This is a genomic window from Rahnella sp. WP5, assembly GCF_000745615.1.
Lineage (GTDB): Bacteria > Pseudomonadota > Gammaproteobacteria > Enterobacterales > Enterobacteriaceae > Rahnella > Rahnella aceris.
Genome location: NZ_JQJR01000007.1, coordinates 209,610 through 227,004 on the forward strand (window position 1 = coordinate 209,610; position 17,395 = coordinate 227,004).

General features: G+C 53.5%; 14 protein-coding genes. 7 read left to right on the forward strand and 7 right to left on the reverse strand.

The genetic code is table 11. From position 1 onward, the window contains the following. Nucleotides 1–90 precede the first annotated feature (90 nt). Genes ebgA through EX31_RS05350 form a run of 3 tightly spaced genes read left to right on the forward strand, consistent with a single transcriptional unit; the run spans nt 91 to nt 5,150 of the window. Nucleotides 91–3,147, forward strand: a complete 3,057-nt coding sequence (gene ebgA / locus EX31_RS05340; protein ID WP_037033779.1) for a beta-galactosidase subunit alpha — start codon at nt 91–93, stop codon at nt 3,145–3,147. Further along, nucleotides 3,147–3,599 (forward strand): beta-galactosidase subunit beta, encoded by a 453-nt coding sequence (locus tag EX31_RS05345; protein WP_037033781.1) that lies wholly within the window; start codon nt 3,147–3,149, stop codon nt 3,597–3,599. Before ebgA ends, EX31_RS05345 begins: the two co-directional genes overlap by 1 nt. A 51-nt stretch (nt 3,600–3,650) precedes the next feature. Next, a complete protein-coding gene (locus tag EX31_RS05350) occupies nt 3,651–5,150 on the forward strand; it encodes an amino acid permease (RefSeq protein WP_037033783.1) in 1,500 nt (499 codons plus the stop codon). A 92-nt stretch (nt 5,151–5,242) separates the two neighbouring features. Here the strand turns inward: EX31_RS05350 and mqo are convergent, their stop codons facing one another. The 6 genes from mqo to EX31_RS05385 all read right to left on the reverse strand — a co-directional run bounded on the left by mqo (nt 5,243) and on the right by EX31_RS05385 (nt 11,689). Next, a complete protein-coding gene (gene mqo / locus EX31_RS05355; protein ID WP_037033785.1) occupies nt 5,243–6,895 on the reverse strand; it encodes a malate dehydrogenase (quinone) in 1,653 nt (550 codons plus the stop codon). 376 nt (nt 6,896–7,271) lie between these two features. Next, a complete protein-coding gene (locus EX31_RS05365) occupies nt 7,272–8,921 on the reverse strand; it encodes a malate:quinone oxidoreductase (protein ID WP_037033788.1) in 1,650 nt (549 codons plus the stop codon). Between the two features lie 306 nt (nt 8,922–9,227). Continuing rightward, nucleotides 9,228–10,004: an anti-sigma factor family protein gene (locus EX31_RS05370; protein WP_037033789.1), complete on the reverse strand. Its 777-nt coding sequence runs from the start codon at nt 10,002–10,004 to the stop codon at nt 9,228–9,230. Next, nucleotides 10,001–10,456 carry a sigma-70 family RNA polymerase sigma factor gene (locus EX31_RS05375; RefSeq protein WP_037033790.1) on the reverse strand — a complete coding sequence of 152 codons (456 nt, stop codon included), beginning with the start codon at nt 10,454–10,456 and terminating at the stop codon, nt 10,001–10,003. Before EX31_RS05375 ends, EX31_RS05370 begins: the two co-directional genes overlap by 4 nt. Nucleotides 10,457–10,536: 80 nt before the next feature. Continuing rightward, nucleotides 10,537–11,079, reverse strand: coding sequence for a tetratricopeptide repeat protein (locus EX31_RS05380; RefSeq protein WP_013573473.1), 543 nt, complete (start codon nt 11,077–11,079; stop codon nt 10,537–10,539). A 31-nt stretch (nt 11,080–11,110) separates the two neighbouring features. Continuing rightward, nucleotides 11,111–11,689: a cytochrome b gene (locus EX31_RS05385; protein ID WP_037033793.1), complete on the reverse strand. Its 579-nt coding sequence runs from the start codon at nt 11,687–11,689 to the stop codon at nt 11,111–11,113. A 329-nt stretch (nt 11,690–12,018) separates the two neighbouring features. Here EX31_RS05385 and EX31_RS05390 point away from each other — a divergent pair, with 329 nt between their 5' ends. Beyond that, nucleotides 12,019–12,765, forward strand: a complete 747-nt coding sequence (locus EX31_RS05390; protein WP_013573471.1) for a flagellar brake protein — start codon at nt 12,019–12,021, stop codon at nt 12,763–12,765. Between the two features lie 3 nt (nt 12,766–12,768). Here the strand turns inward: EX31_RS05390 and EX31_RS05395 are convergent, their stop codons facing one another. Continuing rightward, nucleotides 12,769–13,527: an SDR family NAD(P)-dependent oxidoreductase gene (locus tag EX31_RS05395; protein ID WP_037033794.1), complete on the reverse strand. Its 759-nt coding sequence runs from the start codon at nt 13,525–13,527 to the stop codon at nt 12,769–12,771. 126 nt (nt 13,528–13,653) lie between these two features. On the opposite strand from EX31_RS05395, the gene EX31_RS05400 reads away from it, so the two are divergent. The 3 genes from EX31_RS05400 to EX31_RS05410 all read left to right on the forward strand — a co-directional run bounded on the left by EX31_RS05400 (nt 13,654) and on the right by EX31_RS05410 (nt 17,372). Then, the gene (locus tag EX31_RS05400) at nt 13,654–14,553 is read left to right on the forward strand and encodes a LysR family transcriptional regulator (RefSeq protein ID WP_037033795.1); all 900 of its coding nucleotides are present in this window, start codon (nt 13,654–13,656) and stop codon (nt 14,551–14,553) included. An 84-nt stretch (nt 14,554–14,637) separates the two neighbouring features. Then, a complete protein-coding gene (yhjD, locus tag EX31_RS05405) occupies nt 14,638–15,762 on the forward strand; it encodes an inner membrane protein YhjD (RefSeq protein WP_037033796.1) in 1,125 nt (374 codons plus the stop codon). A gap of 287 nt (nt 15,763–16,049) precedes the next feature. Beyond that, a complete protein-coding gene (locus EX31_RS05410) occupies nt 16,050–17,372 on the forward strand; it encodes an MFS transporter (RefSeq protein WP_013573467.1) in 1,323 nt (440 codons plus the stop codon). Nucleotides 17,373–17,395: the final 23 nt, after the last annotated feature.

Consider the following 17,395-nt stretch of genomic DNA (forward strand, 5'->3'; position numbering starts at 1 on the left):
TCGCCCTGACAACCAGTAAAAATTTTTAGTTATTTTTACTAAATGTTTACTATCTTCTCTCCCATAGAAACACGTCTCAGGAGAGATCACGTGAATAATTGGGAAAATATCGAGAAGCAGTCGGAGAACCGTTTACCGCCACGCGCCTCCTTTTTCAGCTATGAAAATCCACAGGCGGCGCTGTGTTTCGATCGCGCAGCCAGTCACGGCTTTCAGTTGCTCAGCGGCCGCTGGCAGTTCCGCTTTTTCGAGCACCCGGCGTTAGTCCCGGATGAATTCTACAATCAGCCGATGACTGAATGGGGCCACATCACCGTCCCCGGCATGTGGCAGATGGAAGGCCACGGTCAGCTGCAATATACCGATGAAGGTTTCCCCTTCCCGATCGACGTTCCTTACGTTCCCACTAATAACCCGACCGGCGCGTATCAGCAGCGTTTTACCCTCGATGCAGCCTGGGCAGGCAAACAAACGCTGATCAAATTTGACGGCGTGGAAACCTATTTCGAGGTGTATGTGAACGGGCACTACGTCGGATTCAGCAAAGGCAGCCGCCTGTGCGCAGAGTTCGATATCAGCGCCAGCGTGAAACCGGGTGAAAACCTGCTGTCGGTGCGTGTTTTACAGTGGGCGGATTCAACATATATCGAAGATCAGGATATGTGGTGGATGGCGGGAATTTTCCGCGATGTGTATCTCATCGGTCAGGATCCGGTTCATCTTAACGATTTCACCGTAGTCACCACATTCGATGAAAACTACTGCGACGCCGTGCTCAATATTGATGCCGTGCTGGGTAATTTACACCACCCCGTCAGCGGTTATCGCCTGCACGCGCAGTTATTCGACGATGGCGTCTGCGTGGCACAGTTATCAGCAGATAACCTGAATATCGGCGATGAAACGCGCTGTCGCCTGGACATCCCGGTCACTCATCCGCGCCAGTGGAACGCGGAACATCCTGAGTTATATCAGCTGTTGCTGACGCTGTATGACGACACGGGACAGATGATTTCGGTGGTACCTCAGCGCGTTGGCTTTCGTGACATCGGCGTGCGCGACGGGCTGTTTTACGTCAACGGACGTTATCTCAAGCTGCACGGCGTAAACCGTCACGATCACGATCACCGCAAAGGGCGCGCGGTCGATATGGCGCGGGTGGAACGCGATATCATCCTGATGAAACAGCACAATATTAACTCGGTGCGCACCGCGCATTACCCGAATGATCCTCGCTTTTACGAGTTGTGCGATATCTACGGATTATTCGTGATGGCCGAAACGGATCTGGAAAGTCACGGTTTCGCGAACGTCGGCGATCTGAGCCGCATCTCCGACGATCCGCACTGGGAACACGCCTATGTGGAGCGTATCGGGCGTCACGTCATGGCGCAAAAAAACCACCCGTCGATCATTATGTGGTCGCTTGGCAACGAATCCGGTTATGGCTGCAATATCCGCGCCATGGCGAAACACTGTAAAGCCCTCGATCCGACGCGTCTTGTTCACTACGAAGAAGATCGCGACGCCGAAGTGACCGACGTCATCAGCACCATGTATTCCCGCGTACAGATGATGAATGCGTTCGGCGAATACCCGCACGCCAAACCGCGCATCATCTGCGAATACGCGCATGCAATGGGCAACGGTCCCGGCGGATTAGCCGAATATCAGGCCGTTCTGAATCGCCATGACAGCCTTCAGGGGCATTACATCTGGGAATGGTGCGATCACGGATTGCTGGAAACCGGTGAAAACGGCCAGATGCGTTATACCTACGGCGGCGATTACGGCGATTATCCAAACAATTACAACTTCTGCATGGACGGGCTGATTTACCCCGACCAGACGCCCGGCCCCGGCCTGCGCGAATATAAACAGGTGCTGTGCCCGGTCGGCGTCAGTCTCCGCGGCGGCGCGCTGCACATCAAAAATCGTTACTGGTTCAGCTCACTGGAAGACATCACGCTGTCGCTGACCGTTCAGGTCGCCGGACGCGGCCTCGAAACCCGCGAAATTTCCCTGCCGCACCTGCAACCCGGCGAAGGCGAAACGCTGGCGCTGCCAGAATTTCCCGCCAGCGGTCAGGAAGTTTTCCTGAATGTTGGCATTCGCAAAAACAGCCCGACGGTGTACAGCGAGGCGCAACATCCGCTCGGACAGTATCAGATGCTGTTGCAGCCAGCCCGCCCGTCAGCCATGAAACCTGCGCCGCAAAAGGCCGCAACGCTGTTATGTGATGAGCAAAAACATCAGCTTATTGTCAGCGGCGAGGGCTTCCGGCTGGCATTTTCCCGTCTGGACGGCGAACTGAAAAGCTGGCAAGTGGATGACGAAGAGATCACAGGCCGTGCGCCGAAACTCAATTTCTTTAAGCCGGTCATCGACAACCATAAACAGGAGTTCGAAGGCCTCTGGCAGCCCCATCATCTGCATATCATGCAACAGCATTTCCGGCAGATGCACTGGGCGCGCCAGCAGGACGACGTCGTCATTGAAGTGCAAAGCATCATTGCGCCGCCTGTTTTCGATTTCGGTATGCGCTGCACTTATCGCTGGCAGATATCGCCTCAGGGCGTCGTCACCCTCGATTTATCCGGCTCGCCTTACGGTAATTTCGATTCAATTATCCCGAAGATCGGCCTCGATTTTGGCGTCAGCCGTCGTTTCACGCAGGTGGAGTATTACGGGCGCGGGCCGGATGAAAACTATCAGGACAGCTGTCAGGCCAATCTCATCGGCCATTATCAGCAGCCGGTGAGCCGTTTATTTGAAAATTACCCGATGCCGCAGGACAACGGTAACCGGCAGGATATCCGCTGGCTGAGTCTGTGCGATGACGCTGGAAAAGGGATTTTCATTCAGCCACGCCAGCCGCTCAATTTCAGCCTGTGGCCATACAGTGCGCAGATGCTGCAACAGGCGCAGCATATTGATGAACTGACGCCGGACGGCTGCCTGACCCTCAATCTCGATCACAAAATTTCCGGTCTGGGCTCCAATTCCTGGGGTTCCGAAGTGCTCGATTCTTATCGCGTCTATTTCTCGGCATTCCGCTACGGCTTCACGATGGTGCCGTTCAGCCAGCATGACACCAACAGCCAGCAGCTCGCGGAATTCACCTTTCATCCCCGGGAGGAAAACTGATGATTATTCTCAACTGTTTAACCGAATTTCAGCGGCTCTACCGTAGCGGAAAAAAATGGCAGCGCTGCATGGAAGCCATTAATAACCTGGACAATATTCGTCCCGGCGTTTTCCATTCCGTCGGCGATTCGCTGGTTTACCGGCTCGCCAGCGGCAGCGAAAAACAGCGGGCGGAATTCGAGGGTCACCGCCGTTATTTCGATGTGCATTACTACCTTGAAGGCACGGAGGAAATCGAGTTTTCCGCGAAATCTGCCCTGCACCGCGTGTCGCCTTATGACGATGAAACGGATCGCGAATTTTTTACCGGTCAGGGTGAAACGATAAAGGTACCTAAAGGCCGCGTGATCATTTTTGAAAACCACGAAGCGTACCGGTTCAGACCGGAAAAAGACGTCAGAAAAGTCATTTTAAAAGTGACCGTCGAAGAGAGTTATTTCGTTAATAAATAATAAAAAAACAAGAACCACTTACCCTATAAACATCGCAGTTGGAGAGTATTTATGGCCGGGTCCAGTCGAAATACCATAGGCAAATTTGGATTGTTATCCATGACATTTGCCGCCGTTTTTAGCTTCAATAACGTCATCAACAATAACATCCAGTTAGGCATCGCCTCGGCACCGGTATTTCTGGTGGCGACCATCATCTACTTTATTCCGTTTTGTCTGATCATCGCCGAATTTGTCTCATTGAATAAGAGTTCGGAAGCCGGTGTGTATGCCTGGGTGAAAAGTGCCCTCGGCGGCCGCTGGGCGTTTATGACCGCCTATACTTACTGGTTCGTGAATTTGTTTTTCTTCACGGCGCTGCTTCCCCGCGTTATCGCTTATGCGTCTTACGCCTTTTTAGGGCACGATTATATTTTCACGCCCTTCACGACCGCGATTATCAGCATCTGTCTGTTTGCCTTTTCCACGATGATTTCCAACAGCGGTGCGAAACTACTCGGGCCGATGACCTCCGTCACCTCGACATTAATGCTGCTGCTGACGTTCTCTTATATCGTGCTGGCGGGTGCTGCGCTGATGGGCGGCGCAGAACCGGCGGATCCGATTAATGTTCAGGCGATGACGCCGCATTTTAACTGGGCATTCTTAGGCATTATTGCGTGGATATTCCAGGCAGCAGGCGGCGCAGAATCGGTCGCGGTATACGTGAATGACGTCAAAGGCGGCAGTCGTGCTTTCGTGAAAGTCATCATTATTTCCGGGCTGGTGATCGGCGTGCTGTATTCCATCGCCTCGCTGCTGATTAACGTGTTTGTGGCCAAATCCGCGCTGCATTTTACCGGCGGCACGGTACAGGTATTTGAAGGGTTATCCGCATACTTTGGATTACCGGCGGTGCTGATGAACCGCTTTGTCGGCGTGGTTTCCTTCACCGCCATGTTTGGCTCATTACTGATGTGGACGGCAGCGCCGGTAAAAATCTTCTTTACTGAGATTCCTAAGGGGATTTTTGGCGAGAAAACCATTCGTCTGAATAAACACGGTGTTCCGACCCGCGCGGCGTGGATCCAGTTCCTTATCGTTATCCCGCTGATGTTAATTCCGACATTAGGCTCAGACAGCGTGCAGGATTTAATGAATACGCTGATTAACATGACCGCTGCCGCGTCGATGCTGCCGCCGCTGTTTATTATGCTGGCGTACCTGAATCTGCGACTGAAATACGACAGCGTCGAGCGCGATTTTAAGATGGGTTCCAGAATGCAGGGGATCACTATCGTCGGTACGCTGATTGTGATTTTCACCGTCGGGTTCATCGCCTCAACCTTCCCGACCGGTGCCAGTATTATCACCATTGTGTTCTATAACGTCGGCGGACTGGTATTGTTCCTCGGCTATGCCTGGTGGAAATACAATAAATATTCCAAAGGACTGGACGATAAAACCCGTTATCACGAAGACACACCGCTGGCGAGAATTGTGCTGGAATCGCAGAATGAAACAGCGCGGGTGAAGAAAGAGAATATGGCAAAGTCACTTTCCGGGGCGTAAGACTGCGCCCTGCAAAGCGAAAATAAGGACATAAAAAAACCGCCTGAAGAGGCGGTTTTTATTTTTCTGCACCAGAACTTACAGCGCAGAACTTACAAAGCGATATCCGCAGGTTGTTTCGGCTCTTGTTTTGCCTGAACATCCAGCGGACGCAACTGAACCACCTCAGCCACAGGCGTGGTGATCATCGACGGCGTTTCCAGTTGCAGAATACGGCTGGTTTCCAGCAGCTCTTTCTCGGTCGCTTCGATATTGCCATTCAGTTTAGTGCCGTAAGACGGGATGATTTCCCGGAATTTGGCCTGCCATTCCGGGCTCGCGGCTTTTTCTTTAAAGACCGTTTCCAGCAGTTTCATCATGATCGGCGCTGCGGTTGACGCACCCGGTGATGCACCCAGCAACGCCGCAATACTGCCATCTTTTGCGCTCACCACTTCAGTGCCCAGACGCAATACGCCGCCGTGTTTGCCATCTTTTTTGATGACCTGCACACGTTGTCCGGCCACCCAGCGTTTCCAGTCTTTCTGCTCGGCTTCGGGGAAAAATTCCTTCAGCGCGGCGTGACGGTCTTCATCGCTGAGCATCACCTGCCCGACCAGATATTTCACCAGATCGAAGTTACCCATGCCGACATGCGTCATCGGCAACAGGTTGGAACTGTTCACACTGCCAAACAAATCCCACAGGGAACCGTTTTTCAGGAACTTACTGGAGAAAGTGGCGAACGGCCCGAACAGCAGAACCTGTTTGCCATCAATAATGCGGGTGTCGAGATGCGGAACGGACATCGGTGGCGCGCCCACGGCCGCTTTGCCGTAAACCTTCGCCAGATGGCGTTTCACCACATCCTGATTTTCTGTCACCAGGAATTCACCGCCGACCGGGAAACCGCCGTATTCACGCGCTTCAGGAATGCCGGATTTTTGCAGCAGCGTCAGGGACGCACCGCCCGCACCGATGAACACGAATTTCGCATTCACCACGCGATGTTTGTGGCTGTGTTTGAGATCGGTAATCGTCACGCGCCAGCTTTTATCCGGATTGCGCTGGATATCGCGCACTTCCTGACCGTTTGCCAGCGTGAAATTGGATTTTTTCTGCAACGCCTCGACAAGCTGTCGGGTCACTTCGCCGAAGTTCACGTCCGTACCTGCGGTGGTGCGGGTCGCGGCAACTTTTTGCTTCGGATCACGGCCATCCATGACTGCCGGGATCCATTGTCTGATTTGTTCCGGGTCTTCCGAATATTCCATCCCGCGGAACAACGTGCTTTCCTGCAACGCAGCAAAACGTTTGCGCAGGAAGTCGATATTCTCATCGCCCCAGACAAAGCTCATGTGCGGCACGCTGTTGATGAACGAGCGCGGGTTATTCAGCACGCCTTTCTGCACCTGATACGCCATAAACTGACGGGAAACCTGGAAGGCTTCGTTGATCGCCACGGCCTTGGTGATATCGACAGAACCGTCGGGCATCAGCGGGGTATAGTTCATTTCTGCCAGCGCGGAATGGCCGGTACCGGCGTTATTCCAGCCGTTGGAACTTTCCTGCGCCACGCCGTCCATGCGTTCAATCATATGGACTGACCAGTCCGGCTCGAGTTCCTGGAGATAGGTCCCCAGGGTAGCACTCATAATTCCGCCGCCGACCAGCAATACATCAACGGATTTTTCGTCTTCTGCGGCCGCAGGCTCGCTGGCACCCAGTGAGTCACGGTTGAGAAGCATACCAAGTATCTTTCTCATGACGTCTGTTTCTCTAAATGTTCAGTTCTGTTCTGTTATGAATCGTTGTTGTGACTATCGAACAAGAAATTAGCAAAAAAACACGCGGGATCGTTACTGAAACTTCATTTTTTCAAATGATGGCTACGAATATAACATTATCACTACAAAAATTAAAAAAGGATTTAACGTTTCAAAAAAACAGGCAAACGGGATACCGGACAGCGCTTCAGGCCGCGTCACCGCTGGATTTGAAGGGTTTTGCAAAGGCGTTTTGGAGGGCCTGGGGGCGGTCAAAGAACGAGCTATTCGTGCTAAATCGGGTTTTGTGGTGAAAGCGAGATGTTAAAAAGGCGCAGTTGCCCGCGCCTTTACGATCACTTTTTACGGAATCAGATTACAACGCGACGTCTGCCACTTGTTTCTGCTCTTCGCCCTTTTTAGGGGCTGAAGAATTGTCCGCCGCCGGAGCCGGTTCCGCCGCTTTCGGTTGCGGGTTGTCGAGCATCAGAACGCGGCTGGTGTCGCCCAGTTCTTTCTCGGTCGCCGCCACGTTGCCGTTCAGTTCAGTGCCGTATGAAGGGATGATTTCCTTCAGTTTGGCCTGCCACTCCGGTGTGGCGACTTTGTCTTTAAACACTTTTTCCATCAGGTACAGCATGATCGGAGCCGCAGTGGATGCGCCCGGAGAAGCGCCCAGCAGCGCGGTAATGCTGCCGTCTTTCGAGCTGACCACTTCGGTGCCGAGACGCAGAACGCCGCCTTCTTTCTCATCTTTTTTGATGATCTGCACGCGCTGGCCCGCTTCCCACAGACGCCAGTCTTCTTTCTTCGCATCCGGGAAGTATTCACGTAATGCATCGAAACGGTCGTCGTCGGAGAGCATCACCTGGCTGACCAGATATTTCACCAGATCAAAGTTGTCGATGCCCACGTGGGTCATCGGCATGATGTTGGAGAAATTCACGCTGCCGAACAGATCCCACAGGGAACCGTTTTTCAGGAATTTGCTGGAGAAGGTGGCGAACGGCCCGAACAGCAGAACCTGTTTGCCATCCAGAATACGGGTATCGAGGTGCGGAACGGACATCGGCGGTGAGCCGACAGACGCTTTCCCGTACACTTTCGCCAGATGACGTTTCACCACGTCCGGGTTTTCAGTCACCAGGAACTCGCCACCCACCGGGAAGCCGCCGTAGTTGTCCGCTTCAGGAATACCGGATTTTTGCAGCAGCGTCAGGGACGCACCGCCCGCACCGATAAACACGAATTTCGCTTTGATAACGCTTTCTTTGCCGTCGTTTTTCAGGTCGGCAACGGTCACGTTCCAGGTGTTATCCGGGTTACGTTTAATGTCGCGCACTTCATGACCGAGGCTCAGGGAGAAGTTAGGCTTCTTCTGCAACGAGGCCACCAGCTGACGGGTGATTTCGCCGAAGTTTACGTCGGTACCAATCGGAATGCGGGTCGCAGCGATTTTCTGCGCCGGATCACGCCCTTCCATCACCAGCGGGATCCACTGTTTGATTTGCGCCGGGTCTTCTGAATATTCCATGCCACGGAACAGCGTGCTTTGCTGCAGTGCCGCAAAACGTTTACGCAGGAAATTGATGTTGTCATCACCCCACACAAAACTCATGTGCGGCGTGCTGTTGATGAAGGAACGCGGGTTGTGCAGTACGCCGTTCTCAACCTGATAGGTCCAGAACTGACGGGAAATCTGGAAGGATTCGTTGATTTCAACCGCTTTGGAGATATCGATACTGCCGTCGGCTTTTTCCGGTGTGTAGTTCATTTCTGCCAGCGCAGAGTGGCCGGTACCGGCGTTGTTCCAGCCGTTGGAGCTTTCCAGCGCTACGCCGTCCAGGCGCTCAACCATGTCGATTGACCAGTCTGGCTCTAATTCCTGAAGGTATGTCCCCAGCGTCGCGCTCATAATGCCGCCGCCGATCAGTAACACATCAACGGGCTTTTCATCTTCTGCCAACGCTGACTGGCTGAAAGCAACCACGTTAAGGCAGAGGATCATGGCGAGTATCTTTCTCATGACGTCTGTTTCTCTGAATGTTTAGTTTTAGTTTTGCAGGTGAAAGCTATCCAGATTTCCTCTGGATAAACGAAATCAACAACCCGGCGGTGCGGTGGGAAATAAGCGATTATTTCCACAGAGTATGAAAGGACAATAATGGGGAGCAACGAAAACCGCGGCGAAGAACGACAAATCAACCACACAAATGTTACCGAATACTCATATTATCGAGATTTCGTAAACAATTTAACATTATCGTTACGTGCATTAAAAATAGTTTAATACTTTAAATAATTACATAAGTTAGTGACGTGACGAAATCATTCAGGCCAGATTCGCCTGTAAAGCCGCAGCATGCGCGGCCAGAGCCGGTGCCGGACTGTGGCCGATCAGCATGAAGTTGTAACCGGCATTGCGCCAGTAAACCACGTTCATTCCCCGGCGGATTTCTCGCTGCAATGCCGTATTGTCGCGGTGCTCGCTGCGCGTAATACACAGCGCCATCGGGCCGTACCGCGCGTCAAGATAGGTAATTTGCGCGATGTCATATTCGTCATAATGCAACATACGGGCATCTTTCAGATCCGCGCCCTGCACCGCCAGCGCCGCCGGGCTCAGTGCGATGCCTAAGGTGTTTTGCACCCGCGCAAGCTGGATTTTTTGCTGTCCGGCAGAATCATCCACATCCGCCAGCGTCTGCGCGGTATACAGCGACATGTAATCCGCCACGCGCGCGCGCCAGTTATCGTCAGAAGCAAAAAGCGTGGAATAACGTCCACCCAGCAGCCCGACGGCCAGAAAACTTAACGACGCGGCGAGCAGTGCGCGACGGCTGAATCCGGACGAACCGGCAATCCGTGCATCAGGGATAGCGTCGAGCGCAGCCTGTAATTTCCCGACCGGCGCTTCCTGCAACATCGCGCCAAAGGCGTCGTGGAACGGTAAATTGCTGCGTGACATCTGCGCCAGCCGCTGCGCCAGCACGTCGTCCTGCGCCAGTTGTGCATCAAATTTTGCACGCTGAGATTCGCTTAGCTGGTTATCGAGGTATGCCACCAGAACTTCATCGGCGTAAGGCGCAGCCGGGATTTCACGGGTCATTTTTTCTCTCCCTGCTGCGGTTGGGTGGCGGTACCGGCGTCTTTTGCCAGCGTCAGCCGGGCGGTCGCCAGACGGCTCATGATGGTACCGATGGGGACGGAAAGCGTCATTGCCGCCTCCTGATAGGTGAAACCTTCGACATACACCAGAAACACTGCGTTGCGCTGGGCTTCCGGCAGCCGGTTCACCCGCTGCATAACCTGCGTATGCCAGTGACGCTCCTCGAAAGACAGCGTATCGGCGGGCGCCTGCGTTTCATCAACATCAGCAAAACCCTGCCCCTGACGGACGTACTGCGCCCTGAGTTCGTTAACCCATATGGAGTGCAGGATAGAAAAGAGCCAGCGGTCCACACCGGTGCTGTCCTTAATCTGCGCGCAGCGTTCCAGCGCCCGCACGCAGGTGGATTGCACCAGATCGTCCGCCACATCATGCTTGCGCGACAGTACCATCGCGTAGCGCCACAGACGTGACAGGCACTGGCTCAGTTCAGAACGTAAGTCTGCCGGTGAGATTTATCGATTCTCCGTGATCAGGATTCCGGATGACCGTCGATGGCGGCGCTCAGGTCGCGGTATTCTTCGCAGCCGGTGCCGCACAAGCCTTTGATGGTCGCTAACTGGGCTTTGGCGAGATCAGGACGCCCTTTAATCATATAAGCCTCGCCGAGATATTCCCGGACTTTGGCATACTTCGCGTCAATCGCAATCGACTTCTGATAATAGCTGATACCTTCGTCGGTGCGCCCGAGTTTACGGGTGGCATAGCCGCGATAGTTCCAGGCTTCTTTGGTGTTCTGATCTTTCAGCGTATCCAGCACCGTCAGCGCTTCCTGATAACGACCGGTTTTCGCCAGATGATAAGCGTACTGCGTTTTATCCTGATCGGAAATCATGCTGCCTTTATCCACCATGCAGCTCTTAGTTTTGCTGTCGTAGATTTGCCCCTTCGGGCAGTCCGGCGTTTTTTTAGCGTCGGAATCATCACCCATCGCGTTAGCGGCGGCGCTGAAAAACAGCAGATTGCCCGCCAGACACACAACCGACAGCGCCTGTATTACCGTTTTTGTCTTCATAATGATGTCCTGTAGGGAATTAACTGATGACTTACGGGCGGCTTGTGCTGCCCGGTAACATGCGGCGCAAAATGCCGTCGCGGAGAACGTAATGGTGAAAAAGTGCCGCCAGCGCGTGCACGCCCGCAATAATGATCAGCGCCCAGGCAACGTTGTTGTGCAACGAACCGAAAGTTCTGGTCATCACACTGTCGAAATTGAACACGTCAGGAATGGGGAACAAACCAAAGAAGTAGAACGGTTCGGCCTGCGACCAGCGGAATAAAAAGCCCAGAATGATTTGCGCGACCAGCAATAAATAGAGCGCCAGATGGGTCAGGTGCGCGGCGGCTTTCATCAGCGTCGGCATGGCGACCGGTTGCTGTTTACTGCGACCGGTGCTGACGGTAAACAAACGCCATAAAAGACGCCCGATGATAATCGCCGCCAGCAATATCCCCACCGAGATGTGCACCGATTGCAGCCCTTTGCGCAGCGGCGTGCCGCGCTCCAGCACTTCCCAGATATGCGCGCTGGCAAACAGGAAGATGACGGCCAGCGCCGTCAGCCAGTGCAGCAAAATAGTCAGGCCGTCGTAACGGCTGCGAAGAACAGAAGATGAAGTTTGCATAAAAACCGTGCCCGTCAGTGTTCGATATAAAGGTAAACACCTGAGCAGCGATTTTTATTCGCCGTGAAGGGAAATAATTTTCTCCGGTGAGGTTTTAAATGAAAAAATTGAGGAGAAAATAGGCATCAGAACGCGAAAAGATAGCCTATATATAAATCAGAGACGCGCAAACAGCGCCCTGCGCGCCCGGAATGTCCCTTTTTGCGGGTCAAAATAGACGTTATTGCGCGATAAAGTTTTGCTCTGAGTGGCCGATAATCCGTATTGGGCGCCTTATACGTCAACGGCTGCGCCATAATTTTGCATTTATTTCTTATGAGGTGTGGCAGGTGAGCGAAGTATCGAAAGAGTCGTTTGCGAAGCGGAACACGCTGGCAATTTTGTCCGTTCTGCGAGACTTAAAGAAGAACCAGACCCTGGTCATGGTCAGCCATTCCCGCGGACAATTTATCAGTAAAATTCTGGACGTTGATGCTGACAACCATCAGTTCCTGTTCGATCTGGGCAGTTCAGATTACGAGAACACTCTGGCCGCTGAAGCCGGCACACTGACGTTTGTGGCGGAACCGGCCGGTGCCAAGGTTGAGTTTTCCTGCAGCAGAGTCCGCCAGGTCAGCTATGAAGGTTTGCCGACATTTACCTGCGATCTTCCGCCCGTGTTGTATTTCATTCAGCGCCGTGAGTATTTCCGCGTGAGTGTGCCGCGGATGTCGGATTTCCGTTGCAGCGGAATATTGCCTGATTCCTCTGAGTTTGCTTATCGCGTGCGTGATATCTCACTTGGCGGGCTGGGGCTGGAGATTGAAGGGGCTACACCGCCGGAAATCACCAGCGGGTCAATGCTGAAAGATTCGCTGATTCAGCTAGCGGAGCTGGGAACCTTTACATTAGATCTGCAGTATCTCGGCGCGATGGTGCGTAAATCGGTGAGCAATAAAGGCGAAACCGTGACGTCGCAGCGGCTGAGTTTTAAGTTTCCGAATTTATCACCCGCGCAGGAACGCGACCTGCAACGGGCGATTTTTGAGCTGGAAAAACAGCAGCATATGAAAGCGAAGCGTTTCCAGCACGATTAACGTTCAGATAAACATACCGCCTGAGGCCTCAACGCGCTGGGCGGTCATCCAGCCCGCTTCATCACTGAGCATCAGCGCCACCATATCACCGATATCATCCGGCAAACCGGCGCGGCCCAGCGCAGTATTGCTGGCAACCAGTCTGTTCACATCCGGATTATCGCGCACCATACCCCCGCTGAAATCCGTTTCAATTGCGCCAGGAGCCAGCACGTTGGCGGTAATCCCGCGTGCGCCGAGTTCTTTCGCCTGATAGCGGGTCAGCACTTCGATGGCCCCTTTCATCATGGCGTAAGCCGATGAGCCCGGCAGAGCAAAACGCGCCAGCCCGCTGGAGATATTCAGGATGCGGCCACCGTCGGCCATCAGCGGCAACAGTTTTTGCGTCAGGAAGAACGGCCCTTTCAGATGGACATTCATCATCAGATCAAACTGTTCTTCGGTAGTATCGGCAAAAGACTGATGTAAACCTACCCCGGCATTGTTGATCAGAAAATCAAAAGTATCGCGCTGCCAGACCTGTTGCAGTTGCGCTTTTACCTGCACAACAAAGCCATCAAAACTGCCGGACTCACCGGTATTGAGCTGCAACGCAACGGCCTTTCCACCCTGTGCTTCGACAGAAACCACCACTTCCTGTGCCGCAGCGGCCTGATTGTGGTAAGTCAGAATCACGTCAACGCCCTTTTTTGCCAGCTTTTCAATGGCATTCTTACCTAAACCACGGCTTCCGCCGGTCACTATTGCGATTTTACGGTTCATATCTGACCTCATTGGCTTTTTGTACCTTCTGCATCGGATGAAACACAGCCTATTGGATTACCGCAGAGTGATAAATGAGCCATAATGATTTTCACTGTCTCATTCTCAACAACAATCAGGCAAATTGTGGATAAAATTCAATCAATGCAGGTGTTTGTGCGCGTCGCTGAACTGAGTAATTTTACCCGCGCGGCTGAAAGCCTGGGATTGCCCAAAGGCAGTGTGTCGCGGCTGGTGCAACAACTGGAAACGCGGATGTCGGCACGTTTGCTGCACCGCTCAACGCGCCGCGTACAACTGACGCAGGACGGACAGGTGTTTTATCAGCGCTGCAAAGAGTTGCTGGCCAGCATGGATGAACTGGAATCGATGTTTCAGTCGAATCCGGCCAGTGTCAGCGGACGTTTGCGGGTTGATATGACCACCGGTATGGCGACGCATCTGGTGTTACCGCGTCTGGCGGAGTTTCTTAACCGTTATCCGGCGCTGGAAATTGAACTGAGCTGCACCGATCACCGCGTGGATGTGGTGCGGGAAGGGTTTGACTGTGTGATCCGCTCCGGCACCCTTAAAGATTCCGGGCTGATTGCGCGTCCGCTGGGGCATCTCAGCATGGTTAACTGCGCCAGCCCCGGTTATCTGCGCCGCTACGGCACGCCGGATCACCCTGACCAGCTGGCACATCACGCCATGGTGCATTATGAACAAATCCTCGGCAGCCATACGTCGGCCTTTGAATATCTCGACGGCAAACAGGTGAAAACGGTCAAAAGCGGCGGCGCGGTGACGGTTAACAGCACCGAAACCTACGTCAGCGCCTGTATCAACGGCCTGGGTATCATTCAGGTTCCGCTGATTGGTGTGCGCGACGCGCTGGCGGGTGGTCAGCTGATCAGTATTTTGCCGCAGTTCCGTGCACCGCCAATGCCGGTGACGCTGGTTTATCCGCATCGTCTGAATCTGTCACGCCGCGTTAAAGTGTTTATGGACTGGCTGACCGATATCACCCAAACGTTCATTGCCTGAGCTTTCAGACGCCTCTGGCTTAGCCCTCACCGCTCAGGCGTCTATACTTAAGGCCGGATGAATTTTTAAGGACAACATGGATCAATGCCCATCATTTCAAAACAAGAACCGGCCACACAGGAAAAACCGACCCCGCTGATCAACATCAAAACCGGCAATCAGACGGTGGATAAAAACATCAGCAGATTTTCACGACTCGTGGAATACGTGCAGTCCTGGGGCTGGGTGGCACATTTGCTGCGTGCCACGGAACGCTTTAACGATCGCCTTGGCAGCCAGTTTGGCGCGGCCATCACCTATTTCTCCTTTCTGTCGCTGATCCCGATTCTGATGGTGTCCTTCGCTGCGGTCGGTTTTGTGCTGGCCTCAAATCCTGATTTGCTGGCAGAACTGATCAACCGAATCGTCAACAGCATCAGCGACCCGAATCTGGCGAATACGTTGAAAAGCACGGTAAACACTGCCATCCAGCAGCGTACTGCCGTGGGGTTATCCGGTTTGCTGATTGCGCTTTACTCCGGCGTGAGCTGGATGGGGAATTTGCGCGAAGCGATCCGTGCCCAGTCGCGCGATGTCTGGGAGCGTAATCCGCAGGATCAGGAGAAAATTTACCGCCGCTATATTCGCGATTTTATTTCCCTGACCGGGCTGGTGCTGGCGCTGATTATCACGCTGTCGCTGACGTCGATTGCCGGTGCCGCGCAAAAAACCATTGTCGATGCGCTGGGTCTGGGTGGCATTGACTGGCTCCGCCCGGTGATGACCAGTATCACGCTGGTGATTTCCATTGCCGCTAACTATTTGCTGTTCCTGTGGATTTTCTGGATGTTGCCGCGCCACAAGCCACGCAAAAAAGCGCTGCTGCGCGGGACGTTGCTGGCGGCGATGGGTTTTGAGGTGATTAAATTCGTGATGACCATGACACTGCCGAAGCTGGCGACCTCACCTTCCGGCGCAGCCTTTGGTTCAGTGATCGGCCTGATGGCTTTCTTCTATTTCTTCGCCCGCCTGACGTTGTTTGTCGCCGCGTGGATAGCGACGGCGAAATACAAAGATGACCCGCCGATGCCGGATCCGAAGAAAAAAGCCGCCAAAAACGCGAAAAATGCCACGGAAAACGACAGTGAATACACGCCGGACAACCTCATCGTGCCAGACGAAATGCATATATCCACAGTTAATGCTGAAGATGAAGTTAAAAAGCAGTGAATAATGCTAAATCAGGCATAGCGCCGCCGTGAAAACCAGAATAACTGACTGAGAGCCGTACTTTTATTTTGCGGTTTTGCAGTCAGTTGCTCTGCCTTTTACCCATTCGCCAAACTTATGACTGGCGAAATCCTGCCCTGATAAAATAATCCCCCGATCCGGCTTTAAACGCCTTTTTTCGCGGCTTCCGCTGCGTTGAAATACCGCCGCGCTCTGCATAAGATGCCTTTTCGATATACATTTATTTACATTAGATCCCTCCCACTCATTACAAATAAGAAACACTTATGCAAGCCACTATCACTCCAGAATTAGAAGCTGACGCGCAATTGGTGAGTCAGAACTCCCGCAGCAAAGTCATCGTGGCATCGCTTATCGGTACGGCCATTGAATTCTTCGACTTTTATATCTATGCCACTGCTGCGGTGATTGTTTTCCCGCACATTTTCTTCCCGCAGGGTGACCCGACGGCGGCCACGCTACAGTCTCTCGCGACCTTTGCCATCGCCTTTGTCGCCAGGCCGATCGGTTCCGCGCTGTTCGGCCACTTCGGCGACCGCGTCGGACGTAAAGTTACGCTGGTGGCCTCTTTGCTGACGATGGGCGTGTCTACCGTGGTGATCGGCCTGCTGCCGACCTACGCAACCATTGGCGTTTTCGCACCGATGCTGCTGGCGCTGGCGCGTTTTGGTCAGGGTCTGGGCCTTGGCGGTGAATGGGGTGGCGCGGCGCTGCTCGCCACCGAGAACGCACCGGCGAAGAAACGCGCCCTTTACGGCTCTTTCCCGCAGCTTGGCGCACCGATTGGTTTCTTCTTCGCGAACGGCATGTTCCTGCTGCTGTCGTGGCTGCTGACCGACGAACAGTTTATTTCCTGGGGCTGGCGTGTGCCGTTCCTGCTTTCTGCGGTACTGGTGATCGTCGGTCTGTATGTGCGCGTTTCCCTGCACGAAACACCGGTATTTGCCAAAATTGCCAAAGCCGGTAAACAGGTGAAAGTGCCAATTGGCACGCTGTTCACTAAATATAAAAAGGCGACGATTCTCGGCACCTTTATCATGGTTGCGACTTACACGCTGTTCTACATCATGACCGTGTATTCACTGGGTTACGGCACAGCCGCAAAGCCGGTCGGGCTGGGCATTCCGCGCAATGAATTCCTGCTGATGCTGATGATCGGCGTGGTCGGTTTCGGCGTGATGGTGCCGGTTGCCGGTCAGCTGGCGGATAAGTTTGGCCGTCGCAAAACCATGATTTGTATTACGCTGCTGATGATCGTCTTCGCCCTGTGCTTCCCGACCATTCTGGGTGCCGGTTCACAGGCGCTGGTGATGGTATTCCTGCTGTGTGGTTTCATGGTGATGGGGCTGACTTTCGGTCCGATGGGTGCGCTGCTGCCGGAGCTGTTCCCGACAGAAGTTCGCTATACCGGCGCGTCCTTCTCCTATAATGTGTCTTCGATACTGGGCGCATCTGTCGCGCCGTACATCGCCACCTGGCTGGCAACCCATTACGGGTTGTTCTATGTGGGCGTTTATCTGGCCTCAATGGCAACGCTGACGCTGATCGCGCTGCTGCTGTCCAAAGAAACCGCCCATCAGTCATTGTAACTGACCCGGATACCGTGCCCGGT